Origin of the sequence: Spirochaeta cellobiosiphila DSM 17781 (assembly GCF_000426705.1) — a bacterium.
GTDB classification, from domain to species: Bacteria; Spirochaetota; Spirochaetia; order DSM-17781; family DSM-17781; genus Spirochaeta_E; species Spirochaeta_E cellobiosiphila.
Genome location: NZ_AUFW01000007.1, coordinates 12,208 through 29,012, shown reverse-complemented (window position 1 = coordinate 29,012; position 16,805 = coordinate 12,208). Strand labels below are relative to the sequence as shown.

Annotated in this window: 16 protein-coding genes; 11 read left to right on the top strand and 5 right to left on the bottom strand. The window is 37.5% G+C overall.

The window, feature by feature from the left end:
• Positions 1 to 17 precede the first annotated feature (17 nt).
• Positions 18 to 1,562 (bottom strand): CapA family protein, encoded by a 1,545-nt coding sequence (locus K345_RS21970; RefSeq protein ID WP_053227925.1) that lies wholly within the window; start codon positions 1,560 to 1,562, stop codon positions 18 to 20.
• Between the two features lie 138 nt (positions 1,563 to 1,700).
• Here K345_RS21970 and K345_RS0100140 point away from each other — a divergent pair, with 138 nt between their 5' ends.
• Both K345_RS0100140 and K345_RS23275 read left to right on the top strand, forming a co-directional pair.
• Positions 1,701 to 3,134: an Ig-like domain-containing protein gene (locus K345_RS0100140; protein WP_028972443.1), complete on the top strand. Its 1,434-nt coding sequence runs from the start codon at positions 1,701 to 1,703 to the stop codon at positions 3,132 to 3,134.
• A 421-nt stretch (positions 3,135 to 3,555) separates the two neighbouring features.
• Positions 3,556 to 3,726, top strand: a complete 171-nt coding sequence (locus tag K345_RS23275; protein WP_169714737.1) for a hypothetical protein — start codon at positions 3,556 to 3,558, stop codon at positions 3,724 to 3,726.
• A gap of 37 nt (positions 3,727 to 3,763) precedes the next feature.
• On the opposite strand, the gene K345_RS0100130 is transcribed toward K345_RS23275, so the two are convergent.
• The gene (locus tag K345_RS0100130; protein WP_028972442.1) at positions 3,764 to 4,837 is read right to left on the bottom strand and encodes an extracellular solute-binding protein; all 1,074 of its coding nucleotides are present in this window, start codon (positions 4,835 to 4,837) and stop codon (positions 3,764 to 3,766) included.
• Positions 4,838 to 4,884: 47 nt separating this feature from the next.
• On the bottom strand, positions 4,885 to 6,159 hold the full coding sequence (locus K345_RS0100125) for an SPL family radical SAM protein (RefSeq protein WP_028972441.1): 1,275 nt from the start codon (positions 6,157 to 6,159) through the stop codon (positions 4,885 to 4,887).
• Between the two features lie 178 nt (positions 6,160 to 6,337).
• On the opposite strand from K345_RS0100125, the gene K345_RS0100120 reads away from it, so the two are divergent.
• From K345_RS0100120 to K345_RS19040, 7 genes are all read left to right on the top strand, one after another.
• The gene (locus tag K345_RS0100120; protein ID WP_037570668.1) at positions 6,338 to 6,709 is read left to right on the top strand and encodes a TraR/DksA family transcriptional regulator; all 372 of its coding nucleotides are present in this window, start codon (positions 6,338 to 6,340) and stop codon (positions 6,707 to 6,709) included.
• Positions 6,710 to 6,875: 166 nt separating this feature from the next.
• Entirely contained in the window at positions 6,876 to 7,817 is a 942-nt protein-coding gene (locus K345_RS0100115) for an ABC transporter ATP-binding protein (RefSeq protein ID WP_028972439.1), read from the top strand.
• Positions 7,807 to 8,517 carry an ABC transporter permease subunit gene (locus tag K345_RS0100110; protein ID WP_037570666.1) on the top strand — a complete coding sequence of 237 codons (711 nt, stop codon included), beginning with the start codon at positions 7,807 to 7,809 and terminating at the stop codon, positions 8,515 to 8,517. The genes K345_RS0100115 and K345_RS0100110 overlap by 11 nt, the downstream gene beginning before the upstream one ends.
• Before the next feature lie 5 nt (positions 8,518 to 8,522).
• A complete protein-coding gene (locus tag K345_RS0100105) occupies positions 8,523 to 10,625 on the top strand; it encodes a Gldg family protein (RefSeq protein WP_028972437.1) in 2,103 nt (700 codons plus the stop codon).
• Entirely contained in the window at positions 10,622 to 11,479 is an 858-nt protein-coding gene (locus K345_RS0100100) for a DUF4340 domain-containing protein (RefSeq protein WP_028972436.1), read from the top strand. The genes K345_RS0100105 and K345_RS0100100 overlap by 4 nt, the downstream gene beginning before the upstream one ends.
• Positions 11,480 to 11,784: 305 nt before the next feature.
• Positions 11,785 to 12,576: a hypothetical protein gene (locus K345_RS0100095; protein ID WP_028972435.1), complete on the top strand. Its 792-nt coding sequence runs from the start codon at positions 11,785 to 11,787 to the stop codon at positions 12,574 to 12,576.
• The gene (locus K345_RS19040; protein WP_083963554.1) at positions 12,546 to 13,472 is read left to right on the top strand and encodes a M15 family metallopeptidase; all 927 of its coding nucleotides are present in this window, start codon (positions 12,546 to 12,548) and stop codon (positions 13,470 to 13,472) included. The genes K345_RS0100095 and K345_RS19040 overlap by 31 nt, the downstream gene beginning before the upstream one ends.
• Here the strand turns inward: K345_RS19040 and K345_RS19035 are convergent.
• The gene (locus K345_RS19035; protein ID WP_211227804.1) at positions 13,444 to 14,745 is read right to left on the bottom strand and encodes a deoxyribodipyrimidine photo-lyase; all 1,302 of its coding nucleotides are present in this window, start codon (positions 14,743 to 14,745) and stop codon (positions 13,444 to 13,446) included. The genes K345_RS19040 and K345_RS19035 overlap by 29 nt on opposite strands.
• Before the next feature lie 82 nt (positions 14,746 to 14,827).
• On the opposite strand from K345_RS19035, the gene K345_RS0100080 reads away from it, so the two are divergent.
• Entirely contained in the window at positions 14,828 to 15,370 is a 543-nt protein-coding gene (locus K345_RS0100080; protein WP_028972434.1) for a DUF1007 family protein, read from the top strand.
• Positions 15,370 to 16,272, top strand: a complete 903-nt coding sequence (locus tag K345_RS0100075; protein WP_028972433.1) for a HoxN/HupN/NixA family nickel/cobalt transporter — start codon at positions 15,370 to 15,372, stop codon at positions 16,270 to 16,272. Before K345_RS0100080 ends, K345_RS0100075 begins: the two co-directional genes overlap by 1 nt.
• A gap of 70 nt (positions 16,273 to 16,342) precedes the next feature.
• Here K345_RS0100075 and ribH read toward each other — a convergent pair whose 3' ends face one another.
• A complete protein-coding gene (gene ribH / locus K345_RS0100070) occupies positions 16,343 to 16,804 on the bottom strand; it encodes a 6,7-dimethyl-8-ribityllumazine synthase (RefSeq protein ID WP_028972432.1) in 462 nt (153 codons plus the stop codon).
• Between the last annotated feature and the right edge of the window lies 1 nt (position 16,805).

The following is a 16,805-nucleotide window of genomic DNA, read 5'->3' as shown; positions in this document are numbered from 1 at the left end:
ATTTAGCTTAAAACATTTTATTTTAAAGCTTTGGTTAGCTGATTTAACCTTTTTACAATAGAACCAGTTTTATCCAATTTTATTGGTATTCCAGATATTTGGACCCCTAATGGTTCAATATAAAAAGGATATCCATTTAGAAAACCTACCACGAGAATCATAGATTCTTCACCATGCTTCATTTCTTCCATTCCCGGAAAGATAAAATTACCCAGTGAATAAGCTATGAGACCATTTTTATACTGTTGTAAGCCTTGAATAACATGAGGATGGCTACCCAATACTACGTCTGCATTATAATCAATCATTTGTTGGTATAGCTTGATTTGTTCTTTGTAAGGAGTCTCTTGGTATTCTCTACCACCATGAAAATAAAGGATATTTATGTCTTTTGGATCACTAAAAGCCGTTTTTACAGCTTCTATCCCGAGGGCATTGTTCCAAAGAATACCAGCCCTTGATGTTGTGACTGATGCCTGTTTTTCCCCATTAAAACCATTTCTTTCTTGAGGAAAGGCTCCCAAGGTTATAACATTTATTTTCTGACCATTCTTTGTAAAAGTCCAAGGTTTACTGGCTTCTTCCGGTGTTAATCCGACACCTGCTGTAGGCATCTTTGCCTCTTTAAAATATTTTAAAGTATCCTTAAACCCCAACTCTCCATAATCATAGCTGTGATTATTATTAACGCTTAAAAAATCATAGCCAAGGGACTTTAATTTACCCAGAATAAAAGGTGGAAATTTAAAATTATATGATTTTGTTGTCCTATTTGACCTTAAAGTAACTGACCCTTCCAGATTGCCTATCATTAAATCCACTTGAGGTATAATTTTCAAAGTGTCATTAAAGAGCTTTGTTGAACCGTTGCTTCTCCTGAATAAGGTATCAACCCCCCTTTGAAATATCATATCGCCATTAGCGCCTAGCCAATAGACATCAAAGGACTGTGGATTTGTCTTATAGGAGGAAAGGACTTTTATGTATTCCTGTAAGTCTTTATCTTTTAAAGGATGTGCAATTGCTTCATAAAGGTTAAGATAAATATTCTGTACAAGTGGATAATGTTTATCACCTAAGTGACTACCCCATAAGCTGATTCCTTTTAAGGGTGCTTTAATATCTTTCACATTAATTATAGTTGGATATTGTTTGTTTATCTCAGAACTAAGTTCTCCCTTTTTAATATCCTTAGGAGCTGTTAGGAATGGTTGAAAAGGGTCTGACTCCCATAGATTAGCAACAGGACTATACCAAGATTGCTTAATGAGCACAGATTCTACTAAACGATAATTTTCCTTATCGAATAGTGTATTTTCAAATTCCTTTGTTTCATTGTTCCAGCCTTTTTGTTCAACAGTGATAATCAAATTGGGAAGCTTTTTATCATTTGGTTCATCTAGAGGGATAAAACTTTGATATTGTTTATCATTTAGTTGATATTCTTCCTCTTCCTGGAGGTTGAGCAAATTAAGATTGCTCTCTGATCCTTCAAGAACGATATGAGGTGAACAAGAAAATAATAAAATACTTAGTAATGTTAATAATATGACTCTCTTCATGTATGTATCCCAATATAGCCGACAAATATGTAATTGAAAAGAGAGTCATAAATGTGCCTTCCTGTTGAATAATTGTCCCTTGTTCAATAGCTGGAATAAAAGTAGCTTTACTTGATTCTATAAGGTAGGAGATTTTGTATGCCCCAAAGCTTGTCACTCATTAAACACCAGCATAGTTTTGAATTACCTGATGAAGAACTACAATTAGACATAAAAACTAGTCATCATTTTAAGTCCATTAAATGGGTAAGTTCTGATCCTTATGTGGCTCAAGTAAGTGCCACAGGACTTGTAACTTCTGTGGCCGGTGGAAGAGCAACTATCTATGCTTATGTTGAAAATCAGCCCGATATCTGTGATTCTTGTTTGGTAGATCTTCCGGATGTAAATAGACCATCAAGCACGGATTATAAGAAACCCCAACACATTAATGATGATACTATTGAAATAATCATGTGTGGTGATTCTATGATGCGAACCTATGATACTTCTTATGGATATGATCAATGTGGTTGGGGACAATTGCTGTCTTTATTCTTTGATTATCGCATTATTGTCAATAACAATATCCCTATGGGAGGAAGGAGTTCGCGTAGCTTCTATACGGAATCAGTTCGGTGGCCTGTTGTAAGAGAACTTCTAGCTGCTAATAAAAAAACTAATATTCGTACTATGGTTTTTATGCAATTTGGTCATAATGATCAAAAGCTTCCAGCTGGTGATGGCAGAAAATACCTAAGCTTTGCCAAGACAAATCAAAATGGATCACGTGCAGGAACTTACACAGATTATTTGGAACGTTACATATTAGAAATTCGAGAACTTGGTGCTATTCCTGTGTTCTTTACTCCCTTTGTAAGAAAGTATTTCGAAAAGGGGGAATTGTTGCAGAAAGGGCAACACAATCTTACTACGCCTGAAAATGGAGAATCTAAAGCAAGAGGCAATTATCCTCAAGCCATGAAGGATATTGCTTGTAAACACAATGTTCCTGTTATTGATATCACAAGTATGAGCCGGGATTATGTAAGTTCTGTGTATAAAGAAGAAGGAGAAGAGGGCCTTCTTAATATATACAGCTACGACAGTACCCATACGAGAACATTAGGTTCTCTAAGGCAAGCGGAAATGGCCATCAAAGGTTTAGTGGAAGCTAATATTTTAGAAGAGTACATTATGATACCTGATTCACGACTAATGATAGATGGGGGAATGAGAGAATTTGAACCTACAAAAGTAGGGGATTCAAGCATCATAAATATACGTATTACTCAGTTCAATATTACAGATGGGGTGATTCATCTTAAATGTTTATCAGACTTCTTTCAAATTAGCTTAGAGAAAAATGGTGAGTATGGAAAAGAGCTAACTCTATCCATACCCAAAACGGGACAGGTAGTATACGCTAAGTTTCAGCCCCTATTTGAAGGACATTTTACAGGATCTATAAACGTAAGCTATGAAGGAAGTTTGGATCTCATTCCAGATTTTGGTACTTCTGCTCCTGGGACTAAGGATAAATCTTCTGTGTATGTAGCTTTACAAGCAGTTGGTGATTCGAAGTTTACATAAAGTTATGTGATACTTTTCTCCATTATTGTTGAGGATCACTAATTACCAGGTCGTTAGATACTGCAGATATTTCTTAGTAATCAACAAGGTCTTCTAAATAGCAAGATTCCTCTTCTCTAAAAGTATCTAGTGTATTATTTTCACTCCATCTTATTTTGATATTCCCTAGATGTATCGATTTAATTTTCTCACATAGTCAAAGGAGTTCCCAGTAAGGAAGTTTAGATATCACTCTAGCTTTTGGTACTTTTGTTCCGTGAACGATGGATAAATCTTCTGTTGATGTTGCTTTATAGGGATTGGGAAGTGTTTAAAAGGTAGATAAAAATTTATATCTCTAAATTCTTCCTTTGAATTCTTGACCAAAAATATACTAGTCTCTATTATGTACGCCAGTATCTAATGGAAGGAGTTGATTCTTATGGCAGGTCCTGTATCAAAGAACGCACGTCGTGAAGGGGCTCAAGAACTAATGAGTCGCTGGGGCGGTAAAATAATAATGAGATCAGTATTCGAAAATGGTAAAATTCGCCATTTTGCTGAATGTTCAAAAACAAAGAATACCGCACGTAAGCCTCGAATGCTTATGTAGATGAAAACCCGAACCTTTTGGCTTCGGGTTTTTTTCTTTATCTAATCAACTGTAAAGCTTCTTTAATTGTAATATCGTCTGACAAGATTCTATCAACCAAATCGTTCATACCTTTCATTTCATTGGAAGCGTTCTTTACTTCTGTAATGGGAAGGGTACTATCAGTCTGAAGTTGTAGTATCCGAACTTGTGGATAATCTTTCGTAGTGTCTGCCAACGCATTGGCAGGTATTTTACTGGCTGGTATGAACAAAGCTTCCTGTTCGGGAGCACTAAGGTATTGCCCAAATATAAGAATGTTCTTTGTATCTTCTATAGTCTTATTATTAATGTATAATCCTTGCCCATACAGTAAAGGCTTGGCTGCATTCTCTGTTCCACTTGGTAAGGACGTAACTTTAACTTTGAATCTCTGATTATAATCTATAAAATGCTCTGTTCTATCTACAAAGTATACCCTTTGTCCTTGAACAACTTTATTGACCACATTTGCTTGAGTTGAATGGATTTCAATGTTTGAGCTTTGATTCATGTCCTTTAGCCATGTGAACCAGGATTCCAGCTTGTCTCTGTTCTTATCAATCACAGAGGCTCCAAAGATTCCCATACTCCATTGGATATAGTCAAAATTCTTATTGAGCAATAGTTTTTGTCCTTGGGGGTTATAGTGGATAAAATCATCAATCGTATTCAGCTTGGGAAGATCATTAGGTCCTCTATAATATAGAGTGTTAAAATCAACAAATAAAGGCAGTCCAAAGACTTTATCTCCCTTACTTAAAGCCTTCCAGGCATTGGCTAAGTAGGAATTCTGATCTATACCATATCCCTCCACTGTTGTTAGAATACCCTGATCAAAGAGATCTTTTCCTTTTTCAAAAGAGGTGATCAATATATCAGCCTCTGAAGAATCTATAATTGTTATAATGATGTCTTGCCGATGAGTATGAAAGTTATCAATCACATTTTGTAGAACAATGTTAGCTTCTGGTGATAAGTCACTATAGAGAGTATATGTTTTGGCTTCTATGTTTGCTTCTTGTTGCCCTTCTGCTAATAACCAGAACAAAGGTATTACTAAGAAGGCCAAAAGCAAAGATTTCCTTAGCATGAATAACTCCTCCCTATAAGAATAGCCTCAATTGCTTAAAGTGTCCGTCATTTTTTTCTGTACATTTTGGTAAAGTATGAATCGATCATATCTTTCTCAAATGCATCATTATCTGCATAGGCTCTCTTAAGACATTTTTGCCATAAATCGGGATCCTCCATACATAGATAGAAAAATACCTGGCTATGCCATCTGCTGAACTGATTAAAAGCGAAGGAGAATAATTCTTCCTTTACATCCAAGGAATAAGAATATTTTCCAGCTGCTTCCTCTAAAGGCATTTGAAGAATCTTCGTTGTAATATTGCGGGATCTGATCATTTTTAAAACGGGCTTAATAAAAGTCAGAGTCCCAAAACTGATAGTGACAACCTCTTCTGGTGAAAAAAGGTGCTGAAGCTGTTCCATCACCTGGCCATATTCTTCCTTCCAATCTTCTATAGGTATCATAGGATGGAAATGAAAACCCACTTTATACCCATGATCTGCTGCTTTTCTCGCGGCTTCTATTCGATCCTTGAGAGAAGCTGTGAAATGTTCTTCACCATCTATAATGGATTGAGGATTCAAACTCCATGTTAACAGGACATTTTTTTGTACTGGCCTAGTAAGGAGATGAGCCATACGATCTGATTTTGTTTTCATCTCCAAAATGACATTTTCATGTTGTTCTGCAAACTCTAGGAGGTCATCTAGGATTCCATTTTTATTCCCCCACATTAGAGAATCAGAAGACTGACCTGTTCCTATGTGATATTTTTTTTCTGGTTCCAGATTAAGCTTTTTAAGCCTTTCCCCTAATTTTGAATCAAAAATAACTTCTCCATTTGTATAGAAGGATTGTATTGAACAGTAGGTACAGTCAAAGCCACATCTTTGGACAACATCTAAAGTATGCAGGTTGCAACATCTGGTTTTTGTGGAAGCTACAGGACAATTACCCAATAGTTTTCTGTTGGTTGTATCTTCTGTAATGACATGTACCTGTTCTGCTTTAAAATCTCTTTCGGGTATAAAATGAAGATACTTCTGGCCCTTTTCCCTAAGTTGATTATAATGTTTATAAATTTGTTTGAGGATAAAGCTCTTTCTAGCTTTTCCGATAATACCTGTATCTGGTTCCTTAAGAGGTACCTGGGATAGAGGGACTTCATTCCATTGATGTAGATCCCTTGCTACTACCAAGAGATTTCGAAGATCTTGTTCGGTCAGATGTAAATTGATGGCCAAATTATCTAGATATTCGAGATCAACAGTAGTAGAGTATTTGTACGGTATAGTGTTGACCAAAGATGACCATTTTGTATATCGAAGTGAGTTCATTTTTGACTCCAAATTGGGCTTTTTGGGTAAATACAGATTAAATTCGTAGTATTCACGATTTTTTATGTAAACTCAAGACGAAAACATTGACAAATTAGGTAAGTTAGTATAGATACTTACCACAATTTTGAGCTATAAAAAAATTAATTCAATGTAGCTTAAGAAAGGGGAGTAAGCCATGGCTTTTGATAAAGACTTTATTGACCAAATGAAAACTAGGCTTGAGCAAATGAAATTAAGTATCCTTGAAATGCTTCTTCATGAAGATGAAGATTTTCAAGAGCTTGTTGACAACGACGGCCCTAAAGATCTTGTAGATGTTGCCAGTGACGACATCGACATGAAAACTTTGGAAGCCCTAGGAGCTCAAGAAGTCAAACGGCTAAGGCTCATTGAAGCAGCGTTGGCTAGGATTGCAAATGACCAATATGGATATTGTTTGAAGAGTGGAAAGCCTATTCCCAGGGAACGGTTAGAAGCTATTCCTTATGCATTGTATACCATTGAGGTTCAAGAAGAACTTGACAGACAGAAGCGAAGAGTCGGTTAAGAACTATTATATAACGCCATTCTTATAGTATAAGGATGGCTTTTTTATTAAAAACTGTTAAAAAGAATAAAAACTGTAACCAACTCTCATGTATATTGTTGCCAAAAATGTGGGTAAACACCTACAGTTATCAAAAATATTTTTCCAATTCTAGAAAGGAGGATCTATGATCAGCATCGAGAATCTCTCGAAAAGTTATGACCAAGTGCTGGCCGTGGACAAGCTCTCTTTAGAAATCCCCGAAGGACAAATTATGGGTTTATTAGGACCAAATGGTGCTGGTAAATCAACCACTCTTCGAATTCTTACAGGATTTCTTCAACCTACAGACGGGACTATTTTAGTTGATGGTCATGATGTCCGCACAGCAACAGAGCAAGCTAAATCCGTTATCGGCTATCTGCCTGAATCTTCACCCCTTTATTCTGATATGTTGGTTTTTGACTATCTTAATTACATAGCAGGGATGAGAGGTTTAGATAAAGAGGCCAAAAATGAACGAGTCAAAAAGCTATCCAAACTTTGTGGCATAACAGATGTAATGCATAAAGAAATCTCTAGCTTGTCCAAAGGATACAGACAGAGAGTCGGATTAGCACTTGCTATGATGAGTGACCCCAAAATCCTGGTTCTTGATGAACCGACAAGTGGATTGGACCCTAACCAAATAAGGGAGATCCGTTCCATTATCAAGGAGATTGGTAAGGAAAAAACTGTCATATTCTCAACTCATATTCTCAGTGAAGCAGAAGCTACCTGTGATAGGGTTGTGATTATCAATAAAGGGCGAATTGCCGCCGATGGTACCATGGCTGAACTTCGGGAAAAGGGCTCTGGGGTTGGTAAAGTCCAGCTTCTTCTCCAGAAAGCTCAGTCTGATGATGTTAGAAAGGTTCTGTCAGCCATTACAGGTGTACAGAATGTTGAAATAGAAGAGGAACGAGACTCTCTTTCTGTATCACTAACTGCCAGTAGAGATGTGAGATCTGATATATACCTAAGTGTAAAAAAAACCGATTGGATTTTGTTAACACTTAATCAGGAACAACAGTCTCTTGAAAATGTCTTTAAAGAATTGACCCAAGGAGGCATTCCTGATGAAGTTTAATTCAGCAAGTAAAGTCTTTCGTAGAGAATTACACTCTCTCTTCTTCAGCCCCATTGCTTATATCATCATGACATTATTTCTTGTAACAACAGGATGGTTTTTCTTTTCGACCTTCTTTATTGCAGCAAGAGTTGATTTACGTGATTATTTTAGCTTATTACCTATGATATTAACTTTTGTCATCCCAGCCATGACCATGAGATCTTTCTCTGAAGAATACCGTAGTGGCAGCTATGAAATACTTGTTACTTTACCTATCACACGATTAGAGATAGTAATCGGAAAATATTTATCTTCACTAGTTATGATACTAATCATGATAGCACCAACCTTAATATATCCTTTTTTTGTTGGTGTCACTGGAGACCTTGACTGGGGGCCTGTTATTGGTGGGTATGTGGGCGCTGTTTTTCTGGCCTCTGCTTTTTGTGCCATCGGTATATATGCTTCCTCGTTGACTCACAATCAAATTGTGGCGTTCATCATAGCTGTTGCGGTCAACTTCTTCTTGGTTCTTGTTGATAAGATGTTAATCCTTCTTCCTGGTTTTCTTACAGGGTTTCTTCAATATCTGGGAGCGGATTATCATTTCCAGAGTATAGCTAAGGGGGTTATTGATTCACGAGATCTCATTTATTTTGTGAGTGTAACCTATGTAGCCCTTCATCTAACCTATCTGGTTCAAAGGGAAAAGAGGTAGTGATTATGAAGATAAAAAATAAAGAATGGATACGTTTTGCGGCTTATGTGGCCGTTGTTGTGTTAATCAACCTGGTAGCTAGTACTCTCTTCTTCAGAATGGATTTGACTCAGAATCAAGTATATTCCTTATCAAAGATGTCTAAGGATTCCGTTTCTTCTCTGGAAGAACCCTTAACCATTAGAGTTTTTCTATCAGAGAGTCTACCCCAGCCTTATAATAACCTCTCCCAGGAGATGCGAGATCTCATGGATGAGTATTCTCTAGAGTCTAATCGTAATTTTAACTATGAACTATATGAATTAGACAAAGATGGTAAGAAGACTGACAAAAATGGGACTCTGTTAACAACATTAGCTCAAAAATACGGCATCGAGCCTGTTCAGATTCAAAGCTATGACGATAATGAGGTAAGTTTAGTCAGTGTCTATATGGGCCTTGTAGTAATGCAGGGAGATCTATCCCAAACGATTAATACCCTTGGTTTTCAGAGTAATTTGGAGTACCAGATTACATCTACTATCAATGACCTGGCTGCTAAGACAAATGCACTTATTGCAATGGATAATAATATCAATGTTAAGTTGGTATTTTCTTCATTGTTAACACAATTAAGTTCTGATTACAGTGATTATTCTGATCAAGTAAAGAGTGTGGTTGATGATCTCAATATTGAATATTTTGATCGCCTAAGTTATGAGTATATTGATCCCACAACATCCGGTAATAGTGAAATCCAAAAGTATGATTTGACAACCTACAATGTTGGTCAACGTGATGGAACTACACAAAAAGTTTATGCTGCTCTGATCGTTGAAAAGGATGATAATTATTCCACAATAGATCTTATTCAAAGAACTATATTGGGGGATCGAATTATTGGGACCGATACTTTACCTGATTCTATCAAATCCGTAGCAGACCAGTTATTAGGAGTCCAGAAAACAATTGGATACTTAAGTGACCATGGAGCTCCTGCTCTCTATAATAATCCTTATGTACCTCAACAACAGCAATCAGGTGCTTTGGGTAATTTCTATCAATTACTATCTCAAGGTTATGACGTCAAGCCAGTAACTCTGAATGAGCTTCCTAAAGGATTAGATACCTTGATCATTGCTGGAGTCAGTGAGGAATTCAGTGATTGGGAATTATATCAATTAGATCAATTTCTCTTACACGGAGGATCCCTGCTTATTTTCCTTGATCCTTTCAAGGAAGAGGCTCCTCAAGGTCAAATGGCTTATTTTGGAGGACAACCAACTTATACACCCATTGATACAGGATTGGAAAAACTCTTAGCTTTCCATGGCATCAATGTCAAACAGTCCTATTTAATGGACAAAGAAGGTTATGTCCAACGAAGTCAAAACCGGAATGGTGGTTATGAAGAGATAGAACTTCCCTTTGCTCCTTTAATAGATCAAGCCAATATTGATACTGGATTTAGTATCATGAGGACTGTAAAGAAGCTTGTCATGTTAGATATAGCACCTTTAGACATTCAGGATAAGGATGGTCTTGATTCTCATATATTATTTCAGTCGAGTCCTGAAGCTTGGGAGATGTCAGATAATATCAGTTTAGTCCCTCAAACAATCTACCCCCCCTCTGAAGATAAACTAAAACAATATCCCCTAAGTGCTATTGTTGATGGACATTTTGATTCTTATTTTCGTGGTCACGATCTCCCAGAACCTCCTAAAGCAGAAGCAGAAGAAGGTGCTGATGATATTGTATTAAAGGATACTAGCGCTGTTCTAGATCCTGTAACAGAAGGTGATGGTAAAATATTCGTTATAGGTAGCTCTAAGGTATTGGGTGACAATATTCTTGATGCTCAAGGTCAAACACCTAATTCTTTATTTATTCAAAATGTGGTTGATTATATGGCTGGCAATGAAGATTTAGCCATCATGCGTTCCAAAGGAATGGCTTTCAATCCCCAAAAAGGAGATTTGTCCAGCGGGATAAAAACATTCATTCAAACCTTTAACATTGCCATTCTACCAGCACTTGTTATTCTAGCCGGCTTAATCGTTTGGGTTTATTGGATGAAAAGAAAGAAAAAGATACAGCAACAATTCATGGGAGTTGTGAAGAAATGAAGTTAAAAGAAATAATCATTATTGCTGTTATAGCTTTAGCTGCTGTTTTATACTTAGTATTAAGACCTTCAGGTCGTATTTCCTATGATATGCCTGATTGGGACAAATACTCAAAAGATGATGTATCAGAAATCTCCTACGGACCAAAGGACAGCTTAACAGTCCTAACGACAAATGGAGATAGTTGGATATTACCAACACAAAAGAAGATTACAACAACAAAGATGAATCGAATCATCGAAAGTGTCACCGCACTGAAAATCTTAGACAAATTATCAGATACTGATAACTATAAGAGGTTCCAACTTGATGAGGAACAGGGTACAATTGTCAAAGTAACTGCCGGTGATAAATCGCAGGAATTAATTTTTGGTAAGGGAACACCCAATGGTGGAGGTACTTATGTTAGATTTCCTAACCAAAAAGGTGTATTCTCAGTAAGTGGAGACTTCGAAAGTCTATTTCCAAAAGATCCGTCCGATTTACGAGATAAAAGAGTATTGACCTTTGACAAGTCAAAGATTAGCTCTATATCCTTAATGAGGGGTGAGGAGGGGATTATGCTTAATAAGAATGATGACAAGTGGTATACTGATGGTACAGAGTTTGCGGAATCCGATAAACTAGAGACTTCATTAGGAACGCTTGGTCAACTAAATTGCACTAGTTACCTTGATGACACCAATAGTGGAACTCCAACATTGGAAGTACAGTTTGAAGGTGATGGTACTAAGTCACTGACTGTTTACAATGAGACAGATGAAGGTTATGTAGCCTCTTCTTCGGATGTTACCGATTCTTTTGTGATGCCAAAATATTTAGTGGAAGATTTACTAAAACTATTTACCAAATAATGATCCACAGGGAGATTCTTCATGAGAAGAATCTCCTTTCTTTTTATAATGATTAATGAATATCTAATAAAACACTCATCATTCAAGCATTTAGTATTGTTAATGTTTGTTGGCATATCGGCAATGTCCATGTTGCCGATTTGTTTTATTATCCCTTATCCCTGGCTTCCTCTTAGGAGGAGGCTTTTTTATAATTTCCAGGGATTACTAATAATTAAATGTGAATAAATTGATATTTTATTCATTTTCCTATATCATCCTGCCCGTAGCAATACAATGCTAAAATCAAAGGATAATTTCCCTCAATGAAAATCGAAGAATTATTACCAGATGCTCAAAAGGCAATTGCCATGGTGGAAGAGACCATAGGTAAAGATATCCATTTCGTATTAGATTCAAAACTTGGTGATCAAGTTGGTCTCCAATATGCCTTAGAAAAAGAAGCTCCCCCTATTGTAACTTTTGGTCCTAAATGCGGTGTCGAACAATCCCATATCTTAGCCAGTAAGGCTCTCCAAATATTACGAATGGAATTGGTTCCCTTTGAGGAGCGAAAGTTACCTGTCTCCATGGGATCCCATCTCAATAATGCCCGTTTGCAGATTCAGGGAGAGGGACAATATAATCCCGTGATAGCAGAAGCTTTAGAGCAGGATGAGATTGTCAGATCATGGGTTTTTAGTCTGGTTAATCAAGTTGTAAGTCAGCCTATGGATATTATTATTCAAAAGCAGATATATCAGGACTATCCTGAGTTGCACGAACAACAGCAACTAATGTTAGAACAGCAACTAGGTGATTTTAGAAAAACTCTTACAGGTGAAGTTGAACAATTCAGCCCCAAAGTTGTCTTTGATGCCAGTGTCGTTATGAACGGAACGTATTTAGGTATACTGGATAAAGTCACAGGTAAACACTATTTAGATGATTTACCTGCTTTGAACAAGCGCCGTAAAATTGACAGACTTATTGTTGAAACGGAACCACTTCTCGGCAGTGATCACAAATCAGATGTGGAATTGACAAATTACTGGTCAAAAGATCTAAGAATATCCAGCTGGTTCGCATGGTATTCTATAGACTCCTTACCTCATTAATCTTAGTTGTTCTCATAGGGTGCCAAAGTACGTCTCATGAGAACAACTATGAATCAGTGGAAGTCAAAAAAGAAATAAATCAAAGAGCCGAAGATCTTTCTCAGTTTGATGGTTGGCCTCAGATGCAATCCTTGTCTATGGCCTATGAAGATATATCCGAGGTGGAATACTTTGATGGAGACCTTAGTTTTGTTGTAAAGGACAAGCGATTCTACTGGGCTCATGGGCGCTTATTAACCCAAGCAGATACAAATAACTGGGAAGATTTTGCTCCTTATTCCTTTTATCCCTATCCGAAGGTCCTTCCTCCTATCCAAGCTTTAAGTGAAGAACATAAGAAAGATATTGAAAGGCAATTAAATGAGAATCGCTTAAACCCTCCCAATCGAAATGAATCTTTTTATGAAGCTCTCTGGGGGATTAAGGATCAAGAAAGTGCCTGGGAAAAGCAAAAAACCATTTACTTTCTTGGCCATAAAACAACATTGCATCGAGAACTTCTAGAGGATCTCTCGCGAGTGGAAGAGCGCATTCATGAATCTGCAAAGAAGGATAGGGAATTAAGATCTTTCCTCAAGACCTTTTATCGAGTTGATGCCTATAATTGGCGCAACATTGCAAGTACAACCAGTCGGAGCCTTCATGCTTATGGTTTAGCCCTTGATTTAATTGCCAGTGGACAGGTTTTCCAAAATTCCTACTGGCAATGGGTCGGTTATGCTCGCAAGGATTGGTATAATCTTCCTTATAACAAACGATTCAACCCTCCCCAATCTTTTATACAAGCTTTTGAAGCTGAAGGTTTTATATGGGGGGGGAAATGGTTTTTCTATGATTCCATGCACTTCGAATATAGACCTGAGATTCTTATTCTTCAGAAAGATTTCCAATTTTAAAGACATAAGTATCAATATCAAATTTCCTTTTTAGACCAGATGCGGCCATATATCTAATGGTGCCAAAGACTGATCTTTCCGTCCAGGGACGGTCATGGTTGCCAAAACACCATCCTATACCAGCATAGGTATTGGGATCCCGACCATCCAGACTATATCTGTTATTCAAATAGATGAGCCATTCAAAAGCTTCTTCTGGCGTGGGCGCCCATTCTAGTACTTTTTTACCCCAGTACATTCTCATATAGCCATGCATCTTACCTGTGATGACCATCTCATTTTGAGCCGCATTCCAGTAAACATCGTGTGTTGAGCCTTTATCTAATTCTTCAAGGGTATACAAAGTGGGTCTGGGATCTCCTTTGTGCTTTTCAAGGGTCTTTTGGGCCCAGTCTGGTAAACAATCATATTTATCATAGGCTTCTGTGTAATAGACAAAGTTAATGGCCAGTTCTCGTCGAACTACCAATTCCTCAAAAAAATCTTCTGCTCCTTGTGAGTAAGGTTGAGGAAGGCAGCTCACAATATAGTAAGGACTTATCTGACCAAAGTGGAGATAAGGCGCTAAATCACTTTGGCCTTCCCATTCTGGATGATTTCTCTCTTCCCCATATTTATCGAGCTTATACTGAAGGAAGCGGTCCAGTCTTCTAAGAGCTTCCTGTTCACCGCCCTTATAAAATTTGACAGGACGAAGGCTGGTATCCATTCCTTCTTGATTTAGCCATTGTTCTAGTTCTTCATCAGTCATAACAGAATAGGAGCCCTGAGTGTATTCATTAAGAAGACAGGGAATGTCCATACTTCTTTGAGGGATTGTTGTCTTTTGTATTTTCCTTCGAAGAGTATAGGCACTCCATTCTCTTTTGTTACTGATTTCCTCGACAGGGTAGAGGACATTATCTTCGATTTCACAATAGGGGATCTTCAACTGTCCATAAATTTGTTGTCTCCAATGCCTTTGAATCCGTAAATATCCCTTATCCATAATCAGGTATAGGGCTTTCCGGGATTCTTCTAATATGATATGGATGGGATCCCCTTTGAGTATCTCAAAGCCAATTCCCATTGACTGAAGACTTTTACTAACATCTCTCAACCCTTCCAGCATAAATTGATAATGCCTTAGGTTTCCTTCTGGAAAAGGAGTAAGGACAAAAAGGACTTTGACAGAGACTTTATTCTGATTAGCCATATCAATTGCTTGAATGAGAGCTTGATTGTCCTTAGTTCTGGGACTGGCTTGCATCCAATATAGTACGTGTTGATTCATCATTCATCCTTTATTGTAACCTTCACCGATAGATGGTATTTTATTTATAAAACGCAATTACTTTGCAAATCAGGTTTATATCATGAAGAATTTTTTTTATATCTTATTACTTTTCCTTTCTCCCTCATTATGGGCCCATCCTCATCTGTGGATAGATGTTGATCTGAATTTCACCTCATCAGGCTTACTCCATGTTCATTGGACCTTTGATGAGTATTTTAGTTCCGATATGATTTTAAATTATGATGTAAATCGTAATGATATTCTAGAACAGAATGAACAAGATGAGATCAACCGCATTGTTTTCCGGAATATGATCAATTATGACTACTTTCTTGATATAGTCAGAGATGGTAAAAAAGTTGATATTCCCCTTGCCAGTAATTTCAAGGCCTCCATCAAAAACCATAAACTAATCTATGATTTTGACGTTCCCCTCAAACAGAGCTGGAATGACATGGAAATCATTCCCTGGGATAAAACTTATTTTGCCGATATGCGACTAACTTCCTGTCCTGATTCTATTCCTGGCACTAATGTGACAGTCATTCAAGAAAAACTAAAACGAGATACATTAGGCTGGGGAACTATTGAAGTTCCGGGAGTCTTTTTAAAGGAGAACTAATGAACAAAAAAGCCTCAGGTTTTACAATCTTTATGCTTTTACTAGGAGGGGCACTTTTTGCTAATCCTTTCACAGGAAGTTCTAAACCTGTCCCTGAAGTATATGGTAGCCGTGTTCCTGATTTTATTAGAAATGCTGCTTATTATCTTCAAAATGAGATAGCCCATTTATCCAGACAAGTGATAGATCAACATAACTGGGCGTCCTTTTGGTTAGCCTTTGGTCTAGCCATCCTTTTTGGAATGGTTCACATTATTGGCCCTGGTCATGGCAAAGTATTCACAATAGCTTATTTCTCTTCAGAAGATTCGAAGGTTTCCACAGGTTTGTGGTACAGCCTCTTTGTTAATATTGTTGATAGTGTGTCTGCTTTTGTTGTTGTTATTCTTAGTTATGGAGTGATTAAAGCCTTTGTGGGGCGATCGAATGGGGTGGATACTTCTTATTATCTTCAATTGATTGCCTATGGATTAATCATGATATTAGGGATAGGCCACTTGCTAAGTCACCTGAAACCTCATCACAATCATGCGGACCACGACCACGACCACGACCACGACCACGACCACGACCATTGTCAGCATGTGGATCATCGTCGATTTAAATCCCCCTTTAAACTAGCTCTGGCTGTGGGCTTGATTCCCTGTCCTGTAAGCAGTGCTCTTTTAGTCTATGGTTTGGCAAATCAGATCATTCCCTTTATGAGTCTTATGGTGCTGGGTGTCTCTTTAGGTGGATTCCTGACCATGTCCCTGCTGGCTTTGTTAGTCATAAAAGGTAGACACTTTTTAGTAGAAAATATTCATAGCAAATACAGTGGACTTCTCTTCTTTGCTGAATTAGTTCCTTCTCTGGCTATTATTCTTTTTGCAGTGATAATGGTAATACAGCTTCTTCTATAGAAGGGGGTAAAATCTTGTTGCAAAGGAATCTGCAAGGTTCCAATGCAACAAGAACATTTCTTCAGGGATATTACAAACTTCTTCCGAGATTAATCATTTCAATAGTTGTTAAGGCCGCATCGAAGCCTTTGTTCCCTGATTTGACTCCTGCCCTCTCCAAAGCCTGTTCCATATTGTCTGTAGTAAGAACACCAAATATGATTGGTAGATTTTCCTTTAAACTGACCTGACTAATTCCTTTGGATACTTCTGCAGATACATAATCAAAGTGAGGTGTGTTCCCTCTAATTACTGCACCTAAGCAAAGAATGGCATCAAAAGAGGAGGTTCGGGCCAGTTTTTGAGCCATAAGGGGAATCTCAAAAGCTCCTGGTACTCTGACAAGGGTAATATCTTCTTTAGCTAATCCATGTCGTGTCAGGCCGTCAATAGCTCCTTCTAATAGCTGTTCTGTGATAAGGGAATTGAATCTGCCAATGACAATGGCAACCTTTGCTTCTGTTATGTTTAATTGTCCTATTATCTCTGTCATC